General features: G+C 72.6%; 20 protein-coding genes and 1 pseudogene. 14 read left to right on the top strand and 7 right to left on the bottom strand.

Annotation, left to right across the window (positions count from 1 at the left end; all coding sequences use genetic code 11):
* Window positions 1-47: 47 nt before the first annotated feature.
* Window positions 48-1,874, bottom strand: coding sequence for an acetamidase/formamidase family protein (locus tag BCD48_RS20485; protein WP_083418945.1), 1,827 nt, complete (start codon window positions 1,872-1,874; stop codon window positions 48-50).
* A gap of 867 nt (window positions 1,875-2,741) precedes the next feature.
* On the opposite strand from BCD48_RS20485, the gene BCD48_RS20480 reads away from it, so the two are divergent.
* On the top strand, window positions 2,742-3,692 hold the full coding sequence (locus BCD48_RS20480) for a thiamine-phosphate kinase (protein ID WP_071050006.1): 951 nt from the start codon (window positions 2,742-2,744) through the stop codon (window positions 3,690-3,692).
* A gap of 288 nt (window positions 3,693-3,980) precedes the next feature.
* Here BCD48_RS20480 and BCD48_RS20475 read toward each other — a convergent pair whose 3' ends face one another.
* Window positions 3,981-6,212, bottom strand: a complete 2,232-nt coding sequence (locus tag BCD48_RS20475) for a hydantoinase/oxoprolinase family protein (RefSeq protein WP_083418944.1) — start codon at window positions 6,210-6,212, stop codon at window positions 3,981-3,983.
* A 450-nt stretch (window positions 6,213-6,662) separates the two neighbouring features.
* On the opposite strand from BCD48_RS20475, the gene BCD48_RS20470 reads away from it, so the two are divergent.
* The 3 genes from BCD48_RS20470 (at window position 6,663) to BCD48_RS20460 (ending at window position 11,521) form a co-directional block, all read left to right on the top strand.
* Window positions 6,663-10,469, top strand: coding sequence for a multifunctional oxoglutarate decarboxylase/oxoglutarate dehydrogenase thiamine pyrophosphate-binding subunit/dihydrolipoyllysine-residue succinyltransferase subunit (locus BCD48_RS20470; RefSeq protein WP_071050005.1), 3,807 nt, complete (start codon window positions 6,663-6,665; stop codon window positions 10,467-10,469).
* Between the two features lie 197 nt (window positions 10,470-10,666).
* A complete protein-coding gene (locus BCD48_RS20465) occupies window positions 10,667-10,846 on the top strand; it encodes a DUF6104 family protein (protein ID WP_071050055.1) in 180 nt (59 codons plus the stop codon).
* Between the two features lie 129 nt (window positions 10,847-10,975).
* Window positions 10,976-11,521 (top strand): DUF3800 domain-containing protein, encoded by a 546-nt coding sequence (locus BCD48_RS20460; RefSeq protein ID WP_071050004.1) that lies wholly within the window; start codon window positions 10,976-10,978, stop codon window positions 11,519-11,521.
* 191 nt (window positions 11,522-11,712) lie between these two features.
* Here the strand turns inward: BCD48_RS20460 and BCD48_RS51455 are convergent, their stop codons facing one another.
* Entirely contained in the window at window positions 11,713-12,837 is a 1,125-nt protein-coding gene (locus BCD48_RS51455; RefSeq protein ID WP_071050003.1) for a fibronectin type III domain-containing protein, read from the bottom strand.
* 330 nt (window positions 12,838-13,167) lie between these two features.
* On the opposite strand from BCD48_RS51455, the gene BCD48_RS51450 reads away from it, so the two are divergent.
* Window positions 13,168-14,430, top strand: coding sequence for a serine/threonine-protein kinase (locus BCD48_RS51450; RefSeq protein WP_071050002.1), 1,263 nt, complete (start codon window positions 13,168-13,170; stop codon window positions 14,428-14,430).
* Here the strand turns inward: BCD48_RS51450 and BCD48_RS20445 are convergent.
* Window positions 14,420-15,394, bottom strand: coding sequence for a zinc-binding dehydrogenase (locus BCD48_RS20445; RefSeq protein WP_071050054.1), 975 nt, complete (start codon window positions 15,392-15,394; stop codon window positions 14,420-14,422). The genes BCD48_RS51450 and BCD48_RS20445 overlap by 11 nt on opposite strands.
* A 205-nt stretch (window positions 15,395-15,599) precedes the next feature.
* On the opposite strand from BCD48_RS20445, the gene BCD48_RS20440 reads away from it, so the two are divergent.
* Window positions 15,600-15,932, top strand: coding sequence for a hypothetical protein (locus BCD48_RS20440; RefSeq protein ID WP_071050001.1), 333 nt, complete (start codon window positions 15,600-15,602; stop codon window positions 15,930-15,932).
* A gap of 41 nt (window positions 15,933-15,973) precedes the next feature.
* Here BCD48_RS20440 and BCD48_RS20435 read toward each other — a convergent pair whose 3' ends face one another.
* Window positions 15,974-17,215, bottom strand: coding sequence for an NAD(P)-dependent malic enzyme (locus tag BCD48_RS20435; RefSeq protein WP_071050000.1), 1,242 nt, complete (start codon window positions 17,213-17,215; stop codon window positions 15,974-15,976).
* A gap of 594 nt (window positions 17,216-17,809) precedes the next feature.
* Here BCD48_RS20435 and BCD48_RS20430 point away from each other — a divergent pair.
* The 4 genes from BCD48_RS20430 (at window position 17,810) to rfbC (ending at window position 21,591) form a co-directional block, all read left to right on the top strand.
* Window positions 17,810-18,907, top strand: coding sequence for an ABC transporter substrate-binding protein (locus BCD48_RS20430; RefSeq protein WP_241841877.1), 1,098 nt, complete (start codon window positions 17,810-17,812; stop codon window positions 18,905-18,907).
* Window positions 18,891-19,874 (top strand): amino acid ABC transporter permease, encoded by a 984-nt coding sequence (locus BCD48_RS20425; protein WP_083418942.1) that lies wholly within the window; start codon window positions 18,891-18,893, stop codon window positions 19,872-19,874. Before BCD48_RS20430 ends, BCD48_RS20425 begins: the two co-directional genes overlap by 17 nt.
* A 38-nt stretch (window positions 19,875-19,912) precedes the next feature.
* Complete coding sequence (locus BCD48_RS20420; protein WP_116271596.1) at window positions 19,913-20,665, top strand: amino acid ABC transporter ATP-binding protein; 753 nt, start codon at window positions 19,913-19,915, stop codon at window positions 20,663-20,665.
* A 308-nt stretch (window positions 20,666-20,973) separates the two neighbouring features.
* Window positions 20,974-21,591 carry a dTDP-4-dehydrorhamnose 3,5-epimerase gene (gene rfbC / locus BCD48_RS20415; RefSeq protein WP_071049998.1) on the top strand — a complete coding sequence of 206 codons (618 nt, stop codon included), beginning with the start codon at window positions 20,974-20,976 and terminating at the stop codon, window positions 21,589-21,591.
* Here the strand turns inward: rfbC and BCD48_RS20410 are convergent.
* Window positions 21,552-21,881 (bottom strand): annotated as a pseudogene (locus BCD48_RS20410) (S24/S26 family peptidase); the annotation flags it as partial. The gene rfbC and the pseudogene BCD48_RS20410 sit on opposite strands and share 40 nt — an antisense overlap.
* Before the next feature lie 137 nt (window positions 21,882-22,018).
* Between BCD48_RS20410 and sodN the strand changes: the two are divergent.
* The 4 genes from sodN (at window position 22,019) to BCD48_RS20390 (ending at window position 25,263) form a co-directional block, all read left to right on the top strand.
* Complete coding sequence (gene sodN / locus BCD48_RS20405) at window positions 22,019-22,417, top strand: superoxide dismutase, Ni (RefSeq protein WP_071049996.1); 399 nt, start codon at window positions 22,019-22,021, stop codon at window positions 22,415-22,417.
* A gap of 94 nt (window positions 22,418-22,511) precedes the next feature.
* Complete coding sequence (locus BCD48_RS20400; RefSeq protein WP_071049995.1) at window positions 22,512-23,009, top strand: GNAT family N-acetyltransferase; 498 nt, start codon at window positions 22,512-22,514, stop codon at window positions 23,007-23,009.
* A 647-nt stretch (window positions 23,010-23,656) separates the two neighbouring features.
* Entirely contained in the window at window positions 23,657-24,190 is a 534-nt protein-coding gene (locus BCD48_RS20395; protein ID WP_071049994.1) for an ATP-binding protein, read from the top strand.
* Entirely contained in the window at window positions 24,187-25,263 is a 1,077-nt protein-coding gene (locus tag BCD48_RS20390; protein WP_083418941.1) for an RNA polymerase sigma factor SigF, read from the top strand. Before BCD48_RS20395 ends, BCD48_RS20390 begins: the two co-directional genes overlap by 4 nt.
* Window positions 25,264-25,476: 213 nt before the next feature.
* Here the strand turns inward: BCD48_RS20390 and BCD48_RS20385 are convergent, their stop codons facing one another.
* Window positions 25,477-25,926, bottom strand: coding sequence for a hypothetical protein (locus BCD48_RS20385; protein ID WP_083418940.1), 450 nt, complete (start codon window positions 25,924-25,926; stop codon window positions 25,477-25,479).
* Window positions 25,927-26,167 lie beyond the last annotated feature (241 nt).

Genomic DNA, 26,167 nt, shown 5'->3' with positions numbered 1-26,167 from the left:
GACGGCGGGCGCCCGCCGCCCAGGAACGGGCGATGGGCGTGGAGCGGTCAGCGGCCGGCGGCGGACGGGCTGTCGGGAGCTGGGCGCCCGGTTGCCTTGCCCGCGCCGCGCGGCGCGGGATCGCGACCTGGCTGCCGGGCTCCGGCCGCCCGGGCCTCGCCATGATCGCGCGACCTCTGGCCGATGACGCCCGCGGTCTGGCCTCCGGCCGCGCGGGCTTCGTCATGATCGTGCGATCGCTGGCCGGGCGGCGGGGGCGGGCGGGACGCGGCGGTGGCCTCCTGCCCGACCGGGACTGCCGGCGTGTCGCCGTCGGTGTCCTCGTCCTCGGCCTGGTCGTTCGGGCTCACGTCGGCCGGGTCCGAGCCGGGACCGTCGCCACCGGGCGTGCGGGCGCCATGCCCGTCGACCGGTTGCCCATCGACCGCGTGTCCGTCACCCGCGGACCCATCGACGGTGTGTCCGTCAACCGGTTGCCCGTCGACCGCGGACGACTCCTGCCCGTCGCCATCCGCGTCCGCGAGGCTGGCGCCGGCAGCCAGCGGGCGGGCGGTTCCCGCGCCCGCGGACGGGCGGCCACGGCCGCCGCCATGACGACCGATGGTGTCGCGGGAGCCGTTGTCCGAGATCTCGCTGTCGATCGCCGCGTCCCGGTCGAGCCCGTCGTCGTCCTCGGGCCCGACCAGCCGGCCGAGCGCGGCGCGCGGCAGCCGCGGCCTGGGCGGCGTCTCGCTGAAGTCGGCCCGCCGCAGGCGGCAGTAAGCGGTGTGCACGCCGTTGACGACCTGGCTGATCCCGAAGTCCGCCGCCGCCGTCAGGTAGGCGAGCGCGGCCGCGCGCTCCAGTCCCAGCCGGCTGGAAAGGAAGAGCACCGCCGAACGGGCGGCCCGCCGGACCGCCTCGGTGACGTCGACGTCCAGCCCCAGCGTGAGCCAGCAGGCCTCGGTCTCGACGAACGGCTCCCGCAGCGTCCCGAGTGCCGACCGCGCGGCTGGCTCGCGCAGGGCGGTGAGCCGGAACGTCGCCCGCAGCGGCCCCTCCAGCGCGGTCAGCCCGATCTTGCCGTCTCCCGCCGAGTAGTGCGGGTCCCCGACGGCGAAGAGCGCTCCGGGCACCTGCACCGGCAGGTAGAGCCTGGCACCGACTCCCAGCTCCCGGCAGTCCAGCGCGCCACCGTGCAGTCCGACCGACGTGGACGGCATCGCAACCGCCCCGCCGTCGCCGTCGGTACCGGACTCCGCGCCGGTTTCCACAGCCACCGCCATGATTCCCATGAACGGCATGAGCGGGAAACGCACCCGCGCGCCGCCGGCCGTCGACGCGTCGAGCGCGCCGAACAGCTTGCCGCGCCGGCGCTCGACCGCGCAGAAGCTGCTGACGGTCCGAAACCCGTGCCAGTGCCGGGAGTCGGCGTCGTCGTCCGGCGGCGGCCCCTCGGGAAACTCGCCGGCGAGCAGGCCCTGCCCGTGGCGGTTGGAGATGAGGCCGTAACGGGCCCTGGGCAGGAGCGACACGACCTCGATCCGCAGCACGTCGCCGGGCTCGGCGCCGCGCACGTACACGGGGCCGGTGACGATGTGCGGGCCGTCGACGCCGAAGCGGTGGGGCATCCCGGACGCCGCGATCGCCCTGGCGTCCTCGAGGACCTCCGCCGTGGTGACGCCGTGACGGCCGAAGAACGCGTCGGGGTCGCGGCCCTGGTCCTCCAGGATGCCCTCCTGGCTGACCGTGTCGACGGTGACGGTCGCGCCCGTGTCGACGGTCAGCACCGGCCTGGTGCGCGCCGTCGGCAGCTCCCCCCAGCGGACCGTCTCCGGGGTGGACGGCAGGTAGTGCTTGCCCTCGACCTTTCCCTTCCCTGGCTGCAGTGCCACCGGCGCCCTACCGTCGCCTGGTCCCGGCCCGCCCGCCGGCGTCCGGCGGGGCGCCGGGTACCGGCCCAGGGTGCGTCCGCGGCCTCGGCCTCGAGGCATGCGCGGCCGGCACCGCCGGGCGATACGGGCGGCAGGGGATGACGAGCGGCACGGCCGTCAGAGTCCCAGCGGGATATGACGGTCAGATGTCAGCGATGTTGCCATCGACGGCATCCGTCGTGACCTTGCCGGCCGAACGCCGAGGGTGCCGCCCGGATGGAACATCGGGAGCCGCCGGCTGCCGGGTGCGGGCGTCGCGCTGGACCCGCCGAGAGCAGTGGCGACCCGCTCCGGCGGGACCGGTCGTCTGGTGGTCCGCCCGGCGGCCGGGCGTCGCTCCGGCCGCCCACCTGGCCGGCCGTGACGCCGCACACGCGGCATCCGGCGACATCACGATGACGGCCGGAAATGACGACCGGGATCGCGGCGCCGGCCGAGGGCAACCGCGCCGTATCACCGGGCCCGCGCGCCGGGCCCCGTCGACCGCGCCGCGATGGCGGCCCCGGCATCGCGCCGCCGTTTCGCGGCGGAATTCAGCCGCGCCGGGCCGGGGTATTTCGACCGGACATCGCGCGCGAAGAAACGCCAGGAAAACAATGTCCCATACCGCGGAAACGGCGCTGTTCGTCCTCCCAGGCGGAGACCGCTCTCGCGCGCCGCCGGGGCGGATGGCCCGGCCATGAGCGGGTGGTCCGCGCACCCGCGGGCGACGATTTCACAAGGAACGCCGTATTCGGCGCGAGCGGTGTACACGGTCGGCGCATGACTGTCGGCGGGCCGCGAGGCTAGAGTGCCGGGCGTGCGCCCCTCCCCAGCCGCTCACTTTCGATGACGGGCGTTGTGGCCGATCTCGGCGAGTTCGGCCTGATCAGGGCGATCACCGCCCGGTTCCCCGGCGGCGACGGGCTGCTGATCGGCCCGGGTGACGACGCCGCGCTGCTCGCCGCGCCGGACGGCCGAGTCGTGGCGACCACCGACCTGCTGCTCGAGAGCCGGCACTTCCGGCGCGACTACTCGTCCGGGTACGACGTCGGCCGCAAGGCCGCGGCGCAGAACCTCAGCGACGTGGTCGCGATGGGAGCCCGGCCGACGGGTCTGCTGCTTGGCCTGGCCGCGCCGGGCGATCTCCCGGTCGCATGGGTGCTGCGGCTCGCCGATGGGCTGCGCGACGAGTGTGCCGAGGTCGGCGCCGTCATCGCCGGCGGGGACGTGAGCTCAGCGGACCGCGTGATCCTGGCGGTCACCGCGCTCGGCGACCTGGGCGGCGCCGAGCCCATCCGGCGTTCCGGGGCGCGCCCAGGTGACCGGGTGGTGCTCGCCGGCCGCCTGGGCTGGGCGCAGGCCGGCCTGGAACTGCTGGGCGCGGGCGCGGGCGACCCCGCCGAGCTGCTCGACGCCCACCGCCGTCCCGAGCCGCCCTACGCCGCCGGCCGGGCGCTGGCGGCCGCGGGCGCGAGCGCGATGTGCGACGTCAGCGACGGCCTGCTGGCCGATGTCGGCCACATCGCCACCGCGTCGGGCATCCGCGTCGAGTTGCGCTCGGCCGCCTTCGACATCGCCGAGCCGCTGCGCGCGGCCGCCGAGCGCCTGGCCGCCGACCCGCTGCGCTGGGTCCTCACCGGCGGTGACGACAACGCCTTCGTCGCCTGCCTCCCGCCGAGCTCCGCGCTGCCGGCCGGCGTGAGCCTGATCGGCGAGGTGACCGAGGGCTCCGGTGTCCTCGTCGACGGCACCCCGTATGAGGGCCCGCAGGGCTGGGACCACTACAGACACCCCTAAATGCAAGATCGCGCCCCAGCTGGGGCGCGATCTTGACGAAAAGCACCGGCCCGCCAGGTCGCCTCACGGGGCAAGGTCGCACGTAGCGACAATTTTTAGGTCCGGGGGCCATGATGCGGACCGGTACGGTCGTGTTAACGACGCAGGCCACAGGACTGTTCCCGGCGCGGGACGGCGGGGAAAAGGTCCCTACTATGCCCAATTTTCGTCACGTAGCGTCGCTCGCCTCCGCTCCCCTCACCGGCTCGGCTCGGCGCGTGGCTCGTGGCCGCGAGTGGGGAGCCGCGGTCAGCTGGCCGGGCGGGTGAGCGTGAGCGTGCCGACCGGGTCGACGCGCGCGGTCCAACCGGGGCGGACCAGGCAGGTGGCCTCGGTGAACTCGACGACGGCAGGCCCGGCCAGCGTGTCGCCCGGGCCGAGGGCCGCGCGCGCGACCACGTCGACCTCGTGCCAGCCCCCGCCCAGGTCCGCGTGGCCGGGCTCCTCGGGCACGCGGCCGGCGCCATCCGGGTGGTTGCCCAGCCAGACGCGGCGACGGATGCGCGCGGCGGCCGGATCCGCCGGCTCGGCGGCGAGCGCGGGGCGCAGGCCGGGCGCGGTGGCCACGAGCCTGACGGCGACGACCTCGACGTCCCGGCCGGGCGCCGCGTGCCCATAGCGCTGGGCGTGGGTGTCCTCGAAGGCCGCGCGCACCGCGGCGGCGAGCGCCTCGTCCGCGCCGGCCGGATCGTCCGCGTCGCCGGGCGTCGGCGAGCCGGCGGAGACGGTCAGCTCGTGTGCCTGCCCCACGTAACGGCAGTCCACCTGCCGTTCCAGCAGCGGGCCGTCCCCGCTCTCCCCGCCCTCCCCACCATCTCCGCCGCCGGAGCTCCGGGCCGTGGCCGACACCTGGCCGGCGAGCCGGCCGAAGGCGCCCGCGAGGTCCACGTCGCCGAGCCGCCCGCGCAGCGGCGCCGTGTGGTCACGGCGCACGTCACCGAGCGCGAGCCCCAGCGCGGACAGCACGCCCGCCGCCCGCGGCACCAGCACCATCGTCATCCCGAGCGCCTCGGCGAGCGCGCAGGCGTGCGTCCCGCCCGCTCCGCCGAACGCCACCAGCGCGAGCGCGCGCGGGTCGAGGCCACGTTCGACGGAGACCACCCGCAGCGCGCGGGTCATCTCGGCGTCGGCGACGGCGACCACCCCGGCCGCGGCGTCGGTCGCCGAGAGGCCGAGCCGCGCGCCCAGCCGCTCCAGCGCGGCCGTAGCCGCCGCGGCCGACAGCGTGACCTCCCCCCCGAGGCCCGCGCCGTCGCCGAGATAGCCGAGGACGAGGTCGGCGTCGGTCACCGTCGCCGCCTGCCCCCCGTGCTGGTAGCAGGCCGGCCCGGGATCGGCGCCGGCGGAGGCCGGCCCGACGCGCAGCGCGCCGCCCGAGTCGACCCAGGCGATCGAGCCGCCACCCGCGCTGACGGAGTGCACGTCGACCGTCGGCAGCATGATCGGGATACCGGCCAGCACCGACTCCGAGGTGGTCAGTGCCCGCCCGCCGAGCACCGGTGCGACGTCGGTGGACGTCCCGCCCATGTCGAATGTCAGCAGGTCGCGCACGCCGGACAGACCAGCGACGTAGGCCGCGCCGACCACCCCGCCGGCGGGGCCGGACAGCACGCAGGTGGCCGCGTGCGCCGCGGCCTCCGCCAGCCGCGCCACCCCGCCCGACGACTGCATCACGAGCGGCTCGCCGATGCCCACCTCGGCCAGGCGCCCGCGCAGCCGGGTGAGATAGGCGGAGAGCTTCGGCGTCAGGTAGGCATCCGCGGTGGCGGTGGCGAACCGCTCGTACTCGCGGAAGGCGGGCAGCACCTCGCTGGAGGCGACGACCGTCACCCCGGGCAGCCGGGCGCGCAGGCTCTCCGCCAGCCGCCGCTCGTGCTCCGGCCAGGCGAACGAGAACAGCAGGCAGACGGCGACGGCCTCCAGGCCGTCGACGGCGGCGACCTGGTCGACCACCCGGGCGATCTCGCCAGGGGTGAGGGTCTCCAGCACCCCGCCCGGGCCGCAGCGCTCACGCACCGTGAATCGCAGCGCGCGCGGGACGAGCGGGGCCGGCCGGTCCATGGTCAGGTCGTAGAGCGACGGCCGGTTCTGTCGGCCGATCTCGATGACGTCGCGGAAGCCATGGGTGGTGACCAGCGCGGTCCTCGCGCCCGCCCGTTCCAGCAGCGCGTTGGTGGCGACCGTCGTGCCGTGGGCGAACCGCTCGACCCGCCCGGCCGGCTCCTCGGCGCGTGCCGGGGCCGCCAGGCCGGCGAGCGCCGCCGCGGCGAACGCGGACAGGACCGCGATCGACGGGTCGGCCGGCACGGAGGGCACCTTCGCGAACAGCGTCCGCCCGTCCGGCGCGACGGCGGCGAGGTCGGTGAAGGTACCGCCGACGTCGATCCCCACCCGGTAACCCGGCAGGTCCGCCGCGCGTCGCCCGTCCGTCCTGGGAGCCGCCGCGGCGCCTCCCGTGCCTTCCCGCCTGCCCACCACCACGCCGGGCAGCGTCGCACGCCGCCGCCGGCACCGGGCGCGGGGATGTCCATCCGGGCCGCGAGCGCCGGCCCGGCCGGCCGGCCGGGCCGGCGGGAGGGATGGTCGTGATGCTGGGAAACTCACATCGGCCGCGCCCGAGAGCCAACGGGTAGCCGGTCAATCACGGCAGGCGATGACGGGCGCCCGCGATGGGTGGGACGGCCGGAACGCCACGCCGCCGATGCCGCGACGGATGCCTCAGGGCAGCCCCGCGACCACGCCTCGCCACCAGCGGCCGCCCGGCCAGCGGGGGCGACGCCGGCGCGAGCGGCGTCATACTGATTTGCCGCAATGGGCCGCGCCAGGGACCTTCGGCCCGGCGAGTAGCCTGGACAGGCGGTAGCGGAAGGGCCTTTCGAAGGCCCCTTTCGGCAAAGTGAAGTCTCCACCTGGATAGAGGCGATTGGCCCCGTGACAGCACCGACGGTACCCGCGTCAGGACCTGACTTCGGAACCAACGAGTGGCTGGTGTTCGAGATCTACCAGCAGTACCTCGCGGATCCGGACAGCGTGTCACCCGAATGGCGCGAGTTCCTCTCCGACTATCACCCGAGCGCGCCCACCGCGACCGACAACACGGACCCGGAGAGCGCTCGCGCGGTCATCGCCACCACGCCAGCCGAGCCACAGAGCCCCGCCGCCCAGGCGCCCGCCGCCCAGGCGCCCGCCGCCCAGGCGCCCGCGGCCCCAGCCGCCGCCACGCCGTCCGCGCCCACCCCGGCCGCGGCCCCTGCCGCCCCGCCCGCGCCCGTGGCTCCTCCGCCGGCCCCCGTGCCCGCCGCGAAGGCGGCGCCGGCCCCCAGCGCGCCGCAGGCCTCCCCCGCCAGCCCCCCCGGTTCCGCCAATCGGGCAGCGGCCCAGACGACGCTGCGGGGCGCCGCGGCCCGGGTCGTCACCAACATGGAGACGTCGCTGCACGTGCCGACGGCAACCTCGGTGCGCGTCGTGCCGGCCAAGCTGATGATCGACAACAGGATCGTCATCAACCGCCACCTGGCTCGCTCCCGCGGCGGCAAGATCTCCTTCACCCATCTCATCGGCTTCGCGATGGTGAAGGCGCTCGTCGACTTCCCCGAGATGAACAACTCCTACGCGGTGGTCGACGGCAAGCCGGCGCTGGTCACGCCGGGGCACGTCAACCTGGGCCTCGCCATCGACCTGGTCACGTCGAAGGGCCGCCAGCTCGTCGTCGCCGCGGTCAAGGAAGCCGAGGCGATGGACTTCGCCCAGTTCTGGGCCGCGTACGAGGACATCGTGCGCCGCGCCCGCGCGGGCAAGCTCACCACCGACGACTTCACCGGCGTCACGATCAGCCTGACGAACCCGGGCGGTCTGGGCACCGTGCACTCGGTGCCGCGGCTGATGGAGGGCCAGGGCACGATCATCGGCGTCGGCTCGATGGAGTACCCGGCCGAGTTCGCCGGCGCGTCCACAGAGACGCTCGCCCGCATGGCCATCTCCAAGGTGACCACGCTGACCAGCACCTACGACCACCGGATCATCCAGGGCGCCCAGTCGGGCGAGTACCTGCGCCGGGTCCACCAGCTGCTGCTCGGCGAGGACGAGTTCTACGACGAGATCTTCCGCTCCCTGCGGGTTCCGTACGAGCCGGTCCGCTGGGTCACCGACATCCCGACCAGCCACGAGGGTGACCTCGACCACAGCGCCCGGGTGCAGGAGCTGATCCACGCCTACCGCGTGCGCGGCCACCTGATGGCGGACACGAACCCGCTCGAGTTCACCATCCGCAGCCACCCGGACCTCGACATCCGCAGCCACGGCCTGTCACTGTGGGACCTCGACCGGGAGTTCCCGGTCGCCGGGTTCGCGGGCCACCGGACGATGACGCTGCGCGACGTGCTCGGGGTGCTGCGCGACTCGTACTGCCGCCGGGTCGGCATCGAGTACATGCACATCCAGGAGCCGGACGAGCGCCAGTGGATCCAGGCCCGGGTCGAGCGCTCCGCGGAGCGGCCGGACCCGGCCGAGCAGCTGCGCGTGCTCGAGCGCCTCGGCGCGGCGGAGGCGTTCGAGTCCTTCCTGCAGACCAAGTACGTCGGCCAGCGCCGCTTCTCGCTGGAGGGCGCCGAGTCCGCGATCCCGCTGCTCGACGAGGTCCTGGCGCGGGCGGCGGGCACCGGCATGGACGAGGTCGTCATCGGCATGGCGCACCGCGGCCGGCTGAACGTGCTGGCGAACATCGTCGGCAAGTCCTACCGGCAGATCTTCGCCGAGTTCGAGGGCCACCTCGACCCGCAGACCGCGCACGGCTCCGGCGACGTGAAGTACCACCTGGGCGCCGAGGGCGTCTACAGCGGCCCGGACGGCAGGAAGGTGCCGGTCTCCGTGGTCGCCAACCCGTCGCACCTGGAGGCGGTCGACCCGGTCCTCGAGGGCGTCGCGCGCGCCAAGCAGGACATCCTGGACAAGGGGCCGGAGGGCTTCACCGTCCTGCCCGTGCTCGTGCACGGCGACGCGGCGTTCGCCGGCCAGGGCGTGGTCGCCGAGACGCTGAACCTCTCGCAGCTGCGCGGCTACCGCACCGGCGGGACCGTGCACCTGGTCATCAACAACCAGGTCGGCTTCACCACCTCGCCGACCTCGGGCCGCTCGTCGGTGTACGCCACCGACGTCGCCCGGATGGTGCAGGCCCCGATCTTCCACGTCAACGGCGACGACCCGGAGGCCTGCGTCCGGGTGGCGACGCTGGCGTTCGCCTACCGGCAGGCATTCCACAAGGACGTCGTGATCGACATGATCTGCTACCGGCGCCGGGGCCACAACGAGATGGACGAGCCGTCGTTCACCCAGCCGCTGATGTACGACGAGATCGCGGCGAAGCGCTCCGTGCGCAAGCTCTACACCGAGGCGCTCATCGGCCGCGGGGACATCACCCGCGACCAGGCCGAGGAGGCGATGAAGAGCTACCGCCTGGAGCTGGAGAAGGCGTTCGCCGAGACCCGCGACGCCACCGGCGACCGGCCCACCCCGCAGCCGCGCATCGTCACCACGGCGGAGGACGCGGCCGCCGCCGCGGCCGTCAGCACGGCGGTGCCGCTGGAGGTCGTCAAGCAGGTCATCGACACACAGGTGAACCTGCCGGCCGACTTCACCATCCACCCCCGGCTGCGCCCGCAGCTGGAGCGCCGCGCGCAGATGGTCGAGACCGGCGCGATCGACTGGGCGTGCGCCGAGACGATCGCGCTGGGCAGCGTGCTGCTCGACGGCCGCTCGGTCCGGCTCACCGGCCAGGACAGCCGGCGCGGCACCTTCGGCCAGCGCCACGCCGTGCTGGTCGACCGCTACTCCGGTGAGGACCACGTCCCGCTGCGCACCCTGCGCCGCGCCGACGGCGGCCCCGTCGGCACGTTCTACGCCCACGACTCGCTGCTGTCCGAGTACGCGGCGATGGGCTTCGAGTACGGCTACTCGGTCGCGCGCCTCGACATGCTCGTCCTGTGGGAGGCGCAGTTCGGCGACTTCGCCAACGGCGCCCAGTCGATCATCGACGAGTTCCTGTCGGCCGGCGAGGCCAAGTGGGGCCAGCGCACCGCGCTGACACTCCTGCTGCCGCATGGCTACGAGGGCCAGGGCCCCGACCACTCGTCCGCCCACATCGAGCGGTTCCTGTCCCTGTGCGCCGACGAGAACATGACGGTGGCGTACCCCTCGTCGGCGGCGAGCTACTTCCACCTGCTGCGCCGCCAGACGCTCTCGCCGGTGCGTCGCCCACTGGTGGTGTTCACGCCGAAGTCGATGCTGCGGCTGAAGGCGGCGACGTCGACCGTGCAGGAGCTGACGTCAGGCTCGTGGCGGCCGGTGATCGACGACGCGACGGTCACCGACCCGGCCGCCGTGCGCCGGGTGCTGCTGTCGGCCGGCAAGGTGCACTGGGACCTCGCCGACGCGCGGAACAAGCGGGACGACAAGGGCCAGTTCGCGCTGCTCCGGGTCGAGCAGCTCTACCCGACCCCCGGAGCGGAGGTCGCCGAGGCGCTACGCCGCTACCCGAACGCGACCGACATCGTCTGGGTCCAGGAGGAGCCGGCGAACCAGGGCGCCTACCCGCACATGGGCCTGCACCTGCCGGAGCACCTGCCGGCCGGCCTGCGGCTGCGCCGGGTCTCCCGCAAGGCCTCGGCCGCCCCCGCGTCGGGCTCGTCGAAGGTCCACGAGAAGGAGCAGCGCGCTCTCATCGAGGCCGCCTTCGCGGCCTAAGGCGGTGGCGCGTAGGACCTGGGATCCGGCGGGGCGGTTTCGGCCCGCCGGATCCTGGCGTTCCGGGACGGCCAGGGTTTGCTGGCACGGCCCCGGGCACCGCAACGCGGGGTAGGACAAGCCGGCCCGGATGCCCCCGGCGGGCCGGCGAGGATGGAACGTCACGGCGATCGGTGGGCGAGGGAAGCGAGCGGGCGATGTACTTCACCGACCGGGGGATCGAGGAGCTGGCCGCGCGCCGCGGCGAGGAGACCGTCACCCTCGAGTGGCTCTCCGACGCCCTGCGTACCTTCGTCGACGAGCACCCCGAGCACGAGGCCGCCATCGAGTCCCTGGCCACCTGGCTGGCCCGCCCCGACGACGATCCCGACCTTTAGGACGCAGTTCCGCCGGCCGGGCAAGAAGAGAAAACAAAACGGGCGGTTTCGAGCGCCAGAATAGCGCTCACGCGCGAGCCGATTACCACCCCGCCGCGGTTTGCCGAAATTGTCTGCTATGCATGACGGATGCGGGCATATATTGACGAGTCGTACGAGGCCGGACCGAACGGCCTCTACGTCCTCGCGGCCGTCGTCGCCCATGACGACGACGCCGAGGTCCGCGAGGCCATGTTGGCCCTGCGCGAACGCTGGCGTGGGACGGCGAAGCTCCATTTCCGCGACGCGGAGCCAGCCCGTGTAACCGCATACCTGGACGCCGTGGCGGCAATGGATCGACCGAAGATCGTAGTCCTCACCCGGCCATGTATCCGGCCAGAACGTGCCAGCCGCAAGGCGATGGAACGATTTCTTTGGGAACTGAAAGGTCGAGTCGATGCCATCGCGATCGAATCACGTGGCAAACAGCAGAATCGCGACGACGCGACCATACTGGCAGCCTTACGAGAACGGATCGGCAGGTTTCGCTACGACTTCCCGCTGGGCACCGAGGAACCAACACTCTGGGTGTCCGACATTCTGGCTAGCGGGGTCTTCCACGCCCACCGACGAGACGAGGCCTGGATACTCGGTCGTCTCGGCAAGATAGAGCAGCACGTGGTAGATGCTCATTGAAGGACCTAGCTCAGACAGCGCGAACGCCGGGGTCCCACCACCGCGGGCTCACCCGGCGCCACTTTCGGCAAGTCAACACCTGCCAACGCCGACCAGTATACGCGGGTATACGGCTCACGCCGCAAGGCCTCACCGGGTCAGGGCGAGCCGGCCGACGGTCTTGCTCTGAGCGACGACGGGCGCGCCGGAGGTCACACGGCCACGGTGACGGTGTTCGACGGCGCTCCTCTGCCGGCGCTGTTCGACCCGGCGATCCGGAACTCGTACGCATGACCGGCGACCAGCTGCTGGACGGTGTAACACAGCTCCTTGATCGGGTAGGGCATCGTCGTCCACGCCTCGCTGGCGGTCACGTCCCGGGACTCCAGCACGTACTCGGCGGCGTCCTTGGCCGCCTGCCAGCACAGGTCGGCCGTACCCTGGCCGGGCGCGGCGGTCAGGCCGGCCACCGCACCAGGCAAAGGCATTCCCGGGGCGACCGAGGCCGTCACGGTGTTCGACGGGGCTCCCCTGCCGGCGCTGTTCGACCCGGCGATCCGGAACTCGTACGCATGACCGGCGACCAGCTGCTGGACGGTGTAACACAGCTCCTTGATCGGGTAGGGCATCGTCGTCCACGCCTCGCCAGCGGTGACATCGCGGTGGTCGAAAAGGTAAAGGTTCGCTCCCGACGCCGCGTGCCAGCACAACTCGACGGTCGCCGCGCCAGGCACGGCGGCCAGGCCATTCACCGCGCCGGGCAGGGGCGGGCCCGCTGTGACGGTGACGGTGTTCGACGGTGCGCCCCTGCCGGCGCTGTTCGACCCGATAATCCGGAACTCGTACGCATGTCCGGTGAGTAGCTGTTGAACGGTGTAGCACAGCTCCTTGATCGGGTAGGGCATCGTGGTCCACGTCTCGCCGACGGCCACGTCCCGGGACTCCAGCACGTACTCGGCGGCGCCGTCGGCCGGCTGCCAGCACAGCCGCGCGGTTCGGGTGCCGCTGGAACCGATGAGCCCGGCGACCGCTCCCGGCGGTGTGCCCGTCGGGAGCGGATCAGCGCCCGATTCGAGCACCGTGCCGCCGGCGGTGGTCGTGAGCGCGCCCGGCGCTCGTGCCGGCGGCCTGGCTGGGTCGGACGGCCCACCGGCGTCCACCCGCGGCGCGAGCAGCCCCGTGGCCGCCGCCGCGAGTGCCGTCGCGAGGATCACGGCCGGCAGCCGCCGGCTACTGAACAGCCAGCCGCGCAGCAGGCCCGCCGCCAGGCCGATCTGGGTGGCCACGGCGGTGCTCAGCCGGCCACCAGGGCGCCGGCCGCTGGCGGGCGTCACCACCGCTGGATCCTCCCAATCCGGGTTCTGAGCCCCACCGATGACGAGCGGCACAGGAAAGAACGGCCACGGGCGGCGGCCGAACAAGCGACCACCGCCACACGTGGCACCGCCAGAGGCAGATGTAGCGGCGACCGCGCCAAGCCGCCAGCGTGTTCGCCTTCCGATCCCAGCATAATTGCCTCGAACTGTCCAATATCCACGCAGTCTCTAGCCTATTGTCAGCTTTGCATTCCCGACAGGAGCCCGGATCGGCATCCGGCGAGTTCACGGGATGCGGTGGGTGCTCGGGCTGGGCCGTCGAACGGCGGAACTAAGGGGGCGAAGCAGACCGTGACCGCTGACGTCGACGGGTCGGGCGGCCGCGTGGTGGCCGGCCGGTACCGGCTGCTCGAAAAGCTTGGTTCCGGCACGCATGGCACCGTGTGGCGGGCGTTCGACGGCGTTCTGGAGGTACAGGTCGCCGTCAAGGAACTGCGGCTGGACAACTCGGCTGGCGACGCCGACGACCACCTAGCGTTCACCCGGGTCGAACGTGAGGCTCGCATCGTCGCGAAGCTGCGAGATCATCCGCATGTCGTCACGGTGCTCGACGTCGTCTCGGATGGTGGCCTGCCATGGATCGTCATGGAACTCGTCGAGTCGAGGTCACTCGCGCAGCTGGTGCGCGCGACCGGCCCGCTGCCGCCGGAGAGGGTCGCGACCATCGGAGTGGCGGTGCTCGCCGCGCTCGTCGCGGCGCATGGCCTGGGTATCACCCACCGGGACGTCAAGCCGGCGAACATTCTGATCGGCGACGGAGGCCGCGTGGTACTGGCCGATTTCGGAGTGGCGTCCCACGACGGGCAGCCGACGATTGCCGGCGGCCCGGTGGGCACTCTCGCCTACATCGCGCCGGAGCAGTTCGCCGGCGTGCGGGGGAAACCGGCCGGCGACCTGTTCTCGCTCGGTGCCACGCTCTACTTCGCCCTGACCGGCGCATCCCCCTTCAGCCGGTCGACCGAGGCGGCGACGATCGAGGCGGTGCTCCACCACGTTCCCACCCGCCCGGCCGGCCCGGATCGTTTGGTGGATGCCGTGTTGGGGCTGCTGGTGAAGGACCTCGCCGGCCGGATCACAGCGGACGAGGCCGCCGCCGCCTTCACCGCCGTCGCCGCGGAGCAGGCGCCAGCCGCCGCCGCGCGGGCGCCGGTGGCCGGCCTGACGGGTTCGTCACCATCGGGCCCCCAGGCTGGGCCGGGCCTTCTGGGCATACCGGGCACGGCCGCCACGTCGCCCGGACACGGGGCGGAGCAGGTCGGCCCGACGGGGGGACCCAGTACCGAGCCGGTCACGGCGACGGGGCCGCGGGCGCGGCCATCCGGGCTTGGCCCGGCCGGCCTCGCCCGGTCCGACCGGTCCGCGCTCGACCGAGCGGTCGGCGGGTTCCTGCTGGCCGCCACCGTGGTGCTCGCGCTCGCTCCGTGGCCGGCCGCGAGCCTCGCTGGCCTCCCCTGGTGGGGCTACTCGGCCGCGGCCGTCATCACCGTGTTCTTCGGCTCCTGGGCGGTCGCCTTCGGCACCGTCCTGATCCGGCCGTCCGCGCTCAGACGGTGAGGACGAGCTTGCCGAAGATCTCGCCCTGGGCCATGCGCTCGAAGGAGGCGCGGGCGTCGGCCAGGGGGCGGACGTCGTCGATCAGCGGCCGCACGCCCGTGCGGTCGAGGAAGTCGACGAGGGCGGCCAGTTCGTCACGGGTGCCCATCGTCGAGCCGACGATGTTGAGCTGTAGGAAGAACACCCGGTTCAGCTCGGCCGGCGGGTTCGGGCCGCTGGTCGCGCCGGAGCAGACGACGATGCCACCCGGGCGCAGCGACTTCAGCGAGTGGCTCCAGGTGGCCGCGCCGACGGTCTCGATGACCGCGTCGGCCCTGGCCGGCAGCCGGGCACCCGACTCGACCGCGGCGTCGGCACCCAGCTGCAGCGCCCGCTTGCGCTTGGTCTCGTCGCGAGAGGTGACGAAGACGGTGTGGCCGGCGGCCTTGGCGAGCAGCAACGCGGCCGTGGCGACGCCGCCGCCCGCGCCCTGGATGAGCAGCGTGCCGCCGCCCCCGGCGGACAGCCCTGACTTGGTGAAGACCATCCGGTAGGCGGTGAGCCAGGCCGTCGGCAGGCAGGCCGCCTCCGCCCAGGAGAGCGACGCGGGCTTGGGCACGAGGTTGCGGGTGGGTACCGCGACCCGCTCGGCCAGCGTGCCGGGGTGCAGCTCCGAAAGCAGCGTTCGCTTCGGGTCCAGGGTCTCGTCACCGCCGCCGGCCGCGGGATCGCCGATCACCGCGTGGACGATGACCTCGGTGCCGTCGGCCGTCACGCCCGCGCCGTCGCAGCCCAGGATCATCGGCAGGCGCTCGGCAGGCAGGCCGACGCCGCGCAGGCTGAACAGGTCATGGTGGTTGAGAGCGGCGGCCCGCACCGAGACGGTCTCCCAGCCGTCCGGCACGGCCGGCTCCGGCTGCTCTCCCACGGCCAGACCGGCCAGCGGGTCGGACGGGTTGATCGTCACTGCGGCGGCGGCAAGCACGGACAAACCGTAGGGCGCCGAGTCAGGCGACGCCACCGGAAGTCCCGGGTCAACAGGACAGCTGGTGTCCAGTACCGGTCGATGGGGGGAGGCTGGGTCGCGGTCTGTCGCCGGATGTGCTGGACTCGTCATCATGGTGGCTCTTGAACCGACGTGGCCCCCGACCGGTCCCGTGGACGCGGGCCTCCCGACAGCTCAGCCGTCCATGCCACCGACCCGCGCGGCGCGCCCGCTGACGGCCGAGCCCGCCGAGGCGGCGCCGGCCGCTACACAGCCCCAGGCCGCCGCGCAGCCCGCGGCATCCGAGCCCGCGGCGGCGCCCGGACGGGAACGGTCGACGCGCGGGCCACGCTGGCGCCGCCGCCGGCTGGTGCTCGACCCGGAGCCGCCGACGCTGACGTTCACCGAGGACGGCCGCCCGGTGATCACCGTGACCCCGACCGACTTCGTGGCCTGTTCCTACAAAAGCTGCGGGACGTTGCGCCCGATCGAGGAGGTCACCGCGAAGGCGCCCTGCCCGGGCTGCGGCAGGCGTTAGTTAGGCAGGGCGCCGCGCGCCCTGCCTAACGCGCCTCCGCCTTACCGGCGGGCGACGCCGTCCGCCTTGGCCGCGGCCGCGACCGCGGCGGCGACCGCCGGGGCGACGCGGGTGTCGAACGGGCTCGGGATGATGTGGTCCGGCGCGAGCTCGTCGGCGATGACGTCGGCGAGCGCGCGGGCCGCCGCGAGCTTCATGCCCTCGGTGACCCGGCTCGCCCGCACGTCCAGCGCGCCCCTGAAGACACCGGGGAAGGCGAGCACGTTGTTGATCTGGTTCGGGAAGTCGCTCCGGCCGGTGGCGACGATGCTCGCGTACTTGCGGGCGACCTCCGGCTGGACCTCCGGGTCGGGGTTGGCCATCGCGAAGATGATCGAGCCCGGCGCCATGGTCGCGACCGCCTCCTCGGGGACGGTGCCCGAGGACAGGCCGATGAAGACGTCTGCCCCGGCCAGCGCGTCGTTGATCGAACCCGTCAGCCCGGTCCGGTTGGTGACGGCCGCGATGTCCGCCTTGACCGACGTGAGGTCGCCCCGGTCGGCGTAGATGATCCCCTTACGGTCGCCGACCGCGATGTCGCCGATGCCGGCGGCGAGAATGATGCGGGTCACCGCGATGCCGGAAGCACCCGCGCCCGACACGACAACCCGCAGGTCCGACAGCTGCCGGCCGGTCACCCGGGCGGCGTTCTCCAGCGCGGCGAGCGCGACGATGGCGGTGCCGTGCTGGTCGTCGTGGAAGACCGGGATGTCGAGACGCGCCTGCAGGCGCCGCTCGATCTCGAAGCAGCGGGGCGCGGAGATGTCCTCGAGGTTGATCCCGCCGAAGCTCGGCGCCATCCGGGCGACCGTGTCGATGATCTCATCGGCGTCCTTGGTGTCCAGGCAGATCGGCACCGCGTCGACACGGGCGAAGTGCTTGAACAGGGCCGCCTTGCCCTCCATGACGGGCATGGCGGCGGCCGGGCCGATGTCACCGAGGCCGAGCACGGCGGTGCCGTCGGTGACCACGGCGACCAGGTTGCCGCGCCAGGTGTAGTCCTCGGCGAGGGCCGGCGTCTCCTCGATCGCCAGGCACACCCGGGCGACGCCGGGCGTGTAGGCGAGGGAGAGGTCGTCGGCGTTCGCCAGTGGCGACGTCACTTCGAGCGCGATCTTCCCGCCGCGGTGCAGCGCGAACACCGGGTCGTCGTCGGACACCCGCGGGCTCACGGGAACGGGCATGGCGCCCGCGACGGCACTGGAGGACTGGTCGAGGATCGGGTGGTCTGCGGTCGCTGTCACGGAAGTGCTCCTGGGTACGGGCGGCCCGGCTGCCTACGTACGGCCCGGGGTCGTCGAGGGGCTGTTGTCTGCGGTGGTCCGGGGGTCGCCCATCGTGAGAGGTGATGCCGGGCACAGCCCGGCGTCCGGGGCCGGCGGGCCGTCCCCGTGGGCGGAGCTCTCAGCCGCGAGGAGATGACCTGAGCGGCTCACCCGCCAGTCTGCCGCGCGGACCAGCGGGAACCCCGGCGGCAAGCGGGTGAGCCGGCGGGGGTAGGACCGGGGGTCGCCCGGGGCACCTTCAAATATTGCACGTCAGCGCCGGTATGCGGCGGGCGGTCGGCCAGATGCAATCGTTCGACTACACATGACGATCACACCGACGACATCTGGTCGAAATGTCTTGCAACGTTGCCGAAGCATGCATGTAGCACTACTGACACGTAACCACGCTTGGGTGAAGGCCCAGGACGTGCGCCGCCGTTGTCGCCTGCCCACCCGAGTACGGACATACGGAACGGGCAACCCGAACCTCCCAGCCGACCTCCCAGATCGATTCGCGATCCGGCAGGAACCCCGGCTTCGCGGTCCGGCAGGGACCCCGGGCCGCGCGTCGTGACGGGGGGTGCATCCAGCGCCAACCAGCCAGCCAGGGGTCTGCTGGCCGGGCAGCCGATGAGCGTGTGCTCACCTGCCCGCGAGCCGACCGCCAGCCTGGGCCAGGGCGGTGGGGCCGTCCGCACCGGGAACTGGCTGGAACTGGAGAGGATCGGCATGCGCCTTCGAACACACCGGATCATGGGCGGCGGCGTGGGCCGCCGGGCCGCGCGCAGGGCGGTGGCCGCGACCGCGGCGGCCGGCCTGCTCGCCGTCCTCGCCGCCTGTGGCGGTGGCGACGACTCGTCGGACGGTGGCGGCACGACGGCGGCGCCCTCCGCGAATCCCTCCGTCGCGGCCACGCTGCCCGCCAAGTACGCGGGCGGCACCCTCAAGGTGGCCTCGGACGCGTCCTACGCGCCGAACGAGTTCTTCGACACGGACGGCAAGACCGTGATCGGCATGGATGTCGACCTGATCAAGGCCCTCGGCGCCGCGCTCGGTGTCAAGGTCGAGGTCGAGAACGCCGGCTTCGAGGACATCATCCCGGGGCTCGCCGCCGCCAAGTACGACATCGGCATCTCGTCGTTCACCGACACCAAGGAGCGCGAGCAGGTCGTCGACTTCGTCACGTACTACTCGGCCGGCACCTCGTTCTTCACCAGCGCCGCCAAGCCGGCCACCCTGACCGGGCTGGACGACCTCTGCGGCCTGACCGTCGCCGTCGAGACGGGCACCGTCCAGGCCGACGACGCCACCGCGCAGGACACGAAGTGCAAGAGCGCCGGCAAGCCGGGCGTGACCGTCCAGGCCTATCCGGACCAGAACCAGGCGAACCTGGCGCTGACCGCCGGCCGGGCGCAGGTGTCGATGGCCGACTCGCCGGTCGCCGACTACCAGGTGAAGCTGTCCGAGGGCAAGCTCAAGCTGGTTGGCACGCCCTACGGCACGGCTCCGTACGGCATCGCGGTGCCGAAGAACTCGGGCCTCGCCGAGCCGCTGCTGGCGGCGCTGAAGGCGGTCATGGCGGACGGCTCGTACCAGAAGACGCTGGAGAAGTGGGGCGTGCAGGAGGGCGCCATCACGGACCCGAAGATCAATGGCGCTCTCAGCTGACAAGGCGCCAGGCGGTGAGCCGGGGGCGCAGGCCCCCGGCTCACCGGCCGCCCCGGTGACCGGGGCGGCCGGCGCCGGCGCGTCGACGGCCGATGTGATCAAGGCGGTTCCGGTCCGCCACCCGGGACGCTGGGTGGGCGTCGCCGTCCTCGCCCTCCTCGCCGCGATGCTGGTGCACGCCCTGGTCACCAACGAGGCCTTCCACTGGGACATCGTCTGGAAGTACCTGTTCTCCGAGCAGATACTGCGCGGCCTGTGGGCGACGCTCTTCCTGACGCTCTACGCGATGGCCATCGGCGTGGTCGGCGGAGTGCTGCTCGCCATCCTGCGGCTGTCGCCGAACCCGGTCCTGCGCTCGGCCTCCTGGCTGTACACGTGGTTCTTCCGCGGTACGCCGGTGATGATCCAGATTCTGTTCTGGGCATCGATCGGCGCGCTTTACCCGAGGCTGTCGATCGGCGTCCCGTTCGGCCCCGAGTTCGCCTCCGCCGAGTCGAACACGCTCATCCCGCTGCTGGGCGCGGCCGTCCTCGGCCTCGGGCTCAACGAGGCGGCGTACATGGCCGAGATCGTGCGCGCCGGCGTCGGCGCCGTCGACACCGGCCAGGCCGAGGCCTCGCAGGCGCTCGGCATGAACCAGGCGCAGACGATGCGCCGGATCGTGCTGCCGCAGGCGATGCGGGTGATCATCCCGCCGACCGGCAACGAGACCATCTCGATGCTCAAGACGACGTCGCTCGTCAGCGTCATCGCCTACACCGAGCTGCTCTACGCCGCCCAGATCATCTACAGCCGCAACTTCCAGACCATCCCGCTGCTGATGGTCGCCGCGATCTGGTACCTGGCGGTCACGTCGGTGCTCAGCGTCGGCCAGTACTTCCTGGAACGGCACTACGACCCGGCTGGCCGCAACAGGGTGGGTCCCAGCCGTCCGATGCGCCGCGACCAGAGCGGGGTGGTCACGTGACCAGCGAGATCCCGGCCGAGGCGGAGAACGGCACGCCGATGGTGCTCGCCGAGAGCATCCGCCGCTCCTTCGGCCACAACGAGGTGCTCCGCGGGATCGACCTGCGGGTCGAGCCCGGCGAGGTGCTCTGCCTGATCGGGCCCTCGGGCTCGGGCAAGACGACCATGCTGCGCTGCATCAACCACCTGGAGAAGATCGACTCGGGCCGGCTGTGGGTGGACGGCGACCTGGTCGGCTACCGGGAACACCGCGGCCGGCTGCACGAGCTGCGCGAGCGCGAGGTCTGCCGGCGCCGCGCCGACATCGGCATGGTCTTCCAGCGCTTCAACCTGTTCGCCCACATGACGGCGCTGGAGAACATCATGGAGGCGCCCTTGCGGGTGCGTCGGGAGAAACGCTCCGAGGTCGAGAAGCGCGCCCGTGCCCTGCTGGACCGGGTTGGTCTCGGGAACCGATGCGAGGCCTACCCGTCCCAGCTCTCAGGCGGGCAGCAGCAGCGGGTCGCGATCGCCAGGGCACTGGCGATGCGGCCCAAGCTGATGCTGTTCGACGAGCCGACCTCGGCACTCGACCCCGAGCTCGTCGGCGAGGTGCTCGACATCATGCGGGGGCTCGCGGCGGACGGCATGACGATGGTCGTCGTCACCCACGAGATGGGCTTCGCCCGCGAGGTGGCCGACACCGTCGTCTTCATGGACGGCGGTGTCGTCGTCGAGAGCGGCCCGCCCGGCCAGGTGCTGGTCGACCCCCAGCACGAGCGGACCAGGTCCTTCCTGTCCAAGGTGCTGTGACCAGCAGCGTCGGGCTGGTGACGTTCCAGCGCAACGCAACCGTGCTGGCGCGGAGGCGCCCAGCACGGTCACCCGCCGCCGGAGCGTGCAGGACCCGGGGCAGGGCTGGCGCGGGGGCACTTCGCTTCGCTCGTGCGGGGGTGCGCTCCGGATTGTCACGGGAAGGACACTATTTTGACCTGAACGCTGGGGTCTGAGCGGGTTCGGCGCGGGCTGAGGGGGGTGCCGTGCCTACGGAGTCACACCGTGGTGGGGTCGGCGGGGAGACTGCGTACGGACCGGCGGCTGAACCGGTACGGTCCGCAGGCGTGGATGTCACCGAACTGTCCGTACCGGACGCGTGGGTCTTCACCCCCCGCCAGCACACCGACGGCCGCGGCACCTTCCTCGAATGGTTCCGCGTCGAGGCGCTGGAGAAGGCCGTCGGCCACCCGCTCCGGCTCGCCCAGGCCAACCACAGCGTCAGCAGGGCGGGGACGCTGCGCGGCGTGCACTACGCGGATGTGCCGCCCAGCCAGGCGAAATACGTCACATGTGTGTCCGGGCGGGTGCTGGACTGCGTGGTGGACATCCGCTCCGGCTCGCCGACGTTCGGCCGATGGGACGCGGTCGTCCTCGACGACGTGGACCGCAAGGGGCTCTACCTCTCCGAGGGCCTGGGGCACGCGTTCGTCGCCCTCACCGACGGCGCGCAGGTCTCCTACCTGTGCTCCACCTCGTACAGCCCGGGACGCGAGCATGGCGTGCACCCGCTGGACCCCGATCTTGGCCTGCCCTGGCCGGCCGACCTGACCCCGCTGCTGTCCGACAAGGACGCTGTCGCGCCGACCCTGAAGGAGGCGGACGCCGCCGGGCTGCTGCCCCGGTACGCCGACTGTCTGGCCTTCTACGCCGACCTGCGGAACCAGGCCGGCCGGGGCCAGTAGCGCAGCACCACCCGGCCGAGCACGTCGCCGGTGGCGATCATGCCGAAGGCGGCGCTGTCGGTGCCGACGCCCACGTTGTCCGAGCGCAGCCACCAGCCGCCGTCCTCGTCGCCGAAGGCGACGCGTTTCACGCCGAGCCCGCGGCCCGCGGGCAGCCGGGCGACGACCACATCACCCGGGCGGGGCTCGCGGCCCCACCAGACCAGGCAGGCGTCGCCGTCACGCAGTGTCGGCGCCATCGACGCGCCGCGAACGGAGACCGCCCTCACGGGAACCGAAGGCCGCACAAGGGTAGGTTGCCAGAAGGTGGGGACACGGGCCGCCGCCCCCCGTACGACGCCACCGCGGCGGACGGGTAAACGGTCTGTCTCGCGCCGAGGCGCCGCCCGTGCCCCCGACGGACGAACGTGCGAGGAAGGACGGCGGCATGAGCCTGCTGCACCCCACCACCCGGGTGAGCGCGCACTGCGACCTGCCCTGCGGCGTCTACGACCCGGCGCAGGCCCGAGTCGAGGCCCAGTCGGTCAAGGCGATCCAGGAGAAGTACCAGGGGAACGAGGACCCGGTGTTCCGCTCCCGGGCACTGTCCATCAAGGAGGAGCGCGCCGACCTGGTCAAGCACCACCTCTGGGTGCTGTGGACCGACTACTTCAAGCCAAACCACCTGGAGAAGTACCCGCAGCTGCATGACCTGTTCTGGCAGGCCACCAAGGCCGCCGGCGCCGCCGGCGCGAAGGCCTCGGTAGACCCGGCGGACGGCCAGAAGCTGCTCGACAAGATCGATGAGATCGCGAAGATCTTCTGGGAGACCAAGGCCGCGGCCTGATCCTGGGGCGCGACCATGTCGCCGGCCTCCGGTCATTCGACCGGAGGCCGGCGACGTCTGTTTGGGGCGAGCTCCCGGAAGTGGAGGCAGGTCAGTGATTCGTTCGGCCGAGCCGGATGACGTGCCGGTCGTGCTGGAGCTGGTGCGGGCGCTCGCGGAGTACGAGCGGGAGCCGGACGCGGTGAGGATGACCGAGCCCGACCTCACCGAGGCGCTCTTCGGGGACCCGCCGAAGGCGGCGGCACTCGTGGCCACGGCGGACGGCCCGGACCTCGCCGCCGGTAGGGCACCGGTAGTGGGGTTCGCGATCTACCACGAGACGTTCTCTACCTGGACGGGACGCACGGGGACATTCCTCGTCGACCTGTTCGTCACGCCGGAACACCGTCGCGCCGGCCATGGCCGGGCCCTGCTCGTCGCGCTGGCGGCCATGGCGCGCGACCGCGGCCACCCGCGACTGGAGTGGGACGTGCTGGACTGGAACACCTCCGCGCACGACTTCTACCGATCGCTCGGTGCCGCTCCCCAGCAGGGCTGGACGACCTGGCGGCTCGACGCCGACGCCCTCGCCGCCCTCACCGGGAGCGCATAGGCCAAAGGGGGCGCGAAAATGGCGAAGCCTCGCGCCCCCGGAGGCCATCAGGCAGCCCCTGGCCGCGGCCGGGGAACACCCCCGCACCTGGACGCCTTTTTATAAACGGGGTCCGGAATCACACACCAGGCTCACCACCCGGGCTGGCAAGGTGCCAAACACTTCCGATCACCCGACCTGCGCCACCGGGGCAACGCTGGGTACCGTGGGGACGGCGAGCGGCACGGAGTCGGGCGTCGAGCGCGGCCGTGGTGGTTCGGCACGCGGCGCTGCGCGCCCGCCTGGTCCTGGTTGGTGCCCCGCGGGCCCACGACAGGCCCGAGAACCGCTCCCCGGGGCTCCCGCCGCTCGGACGGGGGCGGCGCCAGGTGCGGGGCTCTCATGGGCCGTCGGTGGCGTGTGCCGGGGAGGCGGCATGCTGGATACGCCATCGATGACCACCATGACCCGGGGCCACGCTGGCGCGGTCGTGGGTTGACCGGGCGGTGGCCGGCAGTCGACAGCCGGATGCCCGCCGCGACGAGCCGGCATCGAAGCCGGATGATGTAGGCGGGCGGTTCTACCCGGGAGCCTCGACGCGACCGGACAACAACCACCACCAACGGCGAGGCCCGCCGTTGGAACGACGTAGTCACTGGGGGTAGAACGTGGATCCGACGCCTTCGGCCGGCGGCACGGTGAGCTCCGGCGGTGTCCACGGTGGCGGGCTGCGCGATGTCGTGCAGCTCACCCTCCCGGCCGCGAGCGCGTACCTGACGGTCCTGCGCACCGCGACGGCATCCCTCGCCGCCCGGCTGGATTTCACCCTCGACGACATCGAGGACCTGCGGATCGCCGTGGACGAGGCCTCCGCGCTGCTCCTGGTGTCGGCCGTGCCCGGCTCGGCGCTGGAGTGCGTGTTCGCGCTCTCGCCTGGCGTGATGCGGGTCACAGTCTCGGTGGACAGCCTGGACGGCGAACCGCCGTCGAAGGACACCTTCGCCTGGACCGTTCTGGACGCACTCGCCGGTGAGGTGTCCAGCTCGACCGGCCCCGGTCAGCGGGTGACCATCGAGCTGGCGAAACGACAGGGCGCCCGCGCCGACCTCGGCGAGCCGCCGGCGGGCCACGTGCGCAGCCGCAGCGCCGAATCGACCGAGCTTGGCCAGGGTGCGAAGCTCGGTGCCGTGGGAACGTCATGACGTCGCCAGGACGTACCCCGACCACCCCGCGCGACCGGGTGCCGGCCCTGAGCCAGCGCGCCGGCGGGCCGGACGAGGCGCTTGCCGACCCGCCCGAGTCCGCGAGCGCGCGGCCTCCGCGGCCCCAGCCTCCCCGCGGCGACGCCGAGACGGCCATGCTGGCGAGCCAGACGCCGCCCAGGGCCGGTGAGGACGACCTCAAGCCCGAGGATGCCGTGACCGACACCGGAACCGAGCGGCCCGGCGTGGACGAGCCCAAGGGCGAGACACCCGAAGCCCCGGAGCGGGACGAGCACACGCCGGACCGGACCAGCTCCCCCGACCGGGCGCACGCGCGCGTGTTGTTCGCCCGGCTGGCCGAGCTGCCCGAAGGGGACAGCGAGCGATCGCAGATCCGTGACCAGCTGGTCCGGATGCACCTGCCGCTCGTCGAGTACCTCGCCCGCCGGTTCCGCAACCGCGGCGAGCCGCTGGACGACCTCGTCCAGGTCGCCACCATCGGCCTGATCAAGTCGGTCGACCGGTTCGACCCGGAGCGCGGCGTCGAGTTCTCGACCTACGCGACGCCGACCATCGTCGGCGAGATCAAGCGGCACTTCCGGGACAAGGGCTGGGCGATCCGGGTTCCGCGGCGGCTGCAGGAGCTCAAGCTGTCGCTGACGAAGGCGACCTCGGAGCTGTCCCAGTCGCTCGGCCGGTCACCGACGGTCGCCGAGATCGCCGCCCACCTCGAGATGAGCGAGGAGGAGGTGCTCGAAGGGCTAGAGTCGGCCAACGCGTACTCGGCTGTCTCGCTCGACGCACCCGACTCCGGCGACGACGAGTCGCCGGCCGTCGCGGACACGCTCGGCGTCCAGGACGAGTCCCTGGAGGGCGTGGAGTACCGCGAGTCGCTCAAGCCACTGCTGGAGAAGCTTCCGCCGCGCGAGAAGCGCATTCTGCTACTGCGTTTCTTCGGGAACATGACCCAGTCCCAGATCGCCACGGAGCTGGGGATCTCCCAGATGCACGTCTCGCGCCTGCTCGCGCGCACCCTGGCCCAGCTGCGCCGCGGTCTCCTCGAGGACGGTTAGGGCCAGCGCGCCGGGGTTCCTGCCGGATCGCGGAGCCGGGGTCCCTGCCGGATCGCGGAGCCGGGGTCCCTGCCGGATCGCGGAGCCGGGGTCCCTGCCGGATCGCGGAGCCGGGGTCCCTGCCGGATCGCGGAGCGATCTGGGAGGTCTGCTGGGAGGTCTGCTGGGAGGTCCCGGACGCTCCCGCCAGCCCGTGTTCAGGGCCTTGCGGGCTCAGGCCTTGGGGTCGCGGTCGGAGGAGCGGCGCAGCCCTGCGACCGCCAGAGCGAGAAGGACCGCCACGGCGACCACCAGCAGCGGGATGCCATAGGCGTAGAGACCATTCTGGATCATCGCGGCGCCGACCGGCACACACAGCAGCTGGATGACGATGACCGGGGACTTCGTCGCGGCGCGGTTGACCATGAGCGTGCGGGCGAGTACCAACACCACGAGTCCGCACCCGAGCGACAGCACACCACCGAACTCCGCGCGAGCAAGGTCGTCAATGCCGTTCCCGAAGCCCCGTATGACCTGGAAAGCGCCCAGGCCCACGAGCAGCAGGCCCTCGGCCGCTACCAGCGCCGCGGCCACCGTCAGCGCGGGCGGAGCCGCCGCCAGCGCGGTCGCTGTCTCGCGTGCCCAGGCTCCCGGTCGAGCACCCGGCGTCTCGCCACTTCCCATGGCGTTGACCTTACGGCGCCGCCCCCAGGCCGATTCCGCTCACATGCCCCGCGGCCGGTCCGCATGGTGTGAGGCGAGGGCAGAACGACGGTTCTGCCGCTCCGTTGCCACCAGGTGACGCAGACGCGTCTATCAAGCAACAGCACGCTCCGTTTCACGCCTTGGCGACATTCCGATACTTCGCTGTCATTGTGAGACATTCCGCATGCCGGCGCCGGAAAGCGGCAGGGTACTACCGTGG

The sequence above is a fragment of the Pseudofrankia coriaricola genome (assembly GCF_001854805.1).
GTDB lineage: Bacteria > Actinomycetota > Actinomycetes > Frankiales > Frankiaceae > Pseudofrankia.
Note: the sequence above shows the minus strand (reverse complement) of the source record. Positions and strands in the feature narration are given on the sequence as shown.

Coding starts and splice junctions, on each gene's coding strand:
- BCD48_RS20460 (WP_071050004.1), top strand. CDS start 10,976: ATGCGGGCATATATTGACGAGTCGTACGAGGCCGGACCGAACGGCCTC.
- BCD48_RS20440 (WP_071050001.1), top strand. CDS start 15,600: ATGCCACCGACCCGCGCGGCGCGCCCGCTGACGGCCGAGCCCGCCGAG.
- BCD48_RS20390 (WP_083418941.1), top strand. CDS start 24,187: ATGACGTCGCCAGGACGTACCCCGACCACCCCGCGCGACCGGGTGCCG.
- BCD48_RS20385 (WP_083418940.1), bottom strand. CDS start 25,926: ATGGGAAGTGGCGAGACGCCGGGTGCTCGACCGGGAGCCTGGGCACGC.
- BCD48_RS20425 (WP_083418942.1), top strand. CDS start 18,891: ATGGCGCTCTCAGCTGACAAGGCGCCAGGCGGTGAGCCGGGGGCGCAG.
- BCD48_RS20420 (WP_116271596.1), top strand. CDS start 19,913: ATGGTGCTCGCCGAGAGCATCCGCCGCTCCTTCGGCCACAACGAGGTG.
- BCD48_RS20480 (WP_071050006.1), top strand. CDS start 2,742: ATGACGGGCGTTGTGGCCGATCTCGGCGAGTTCGGCCTGATCAGGGCG.
- BCD48_RS20465 (WP_071050055.1), top strand. CDS start 10,667: ATGTACTTCACCGACCGGGGGATCGAGGAGCTGGCCGCGCGCCGCGGC.
- sodN (WP_071049996.1), top strand. CDS start 22,019: ATGAGCCTGCTGCACCCCACCACCCGGGTGAGCGCGCACTGCGACCTG.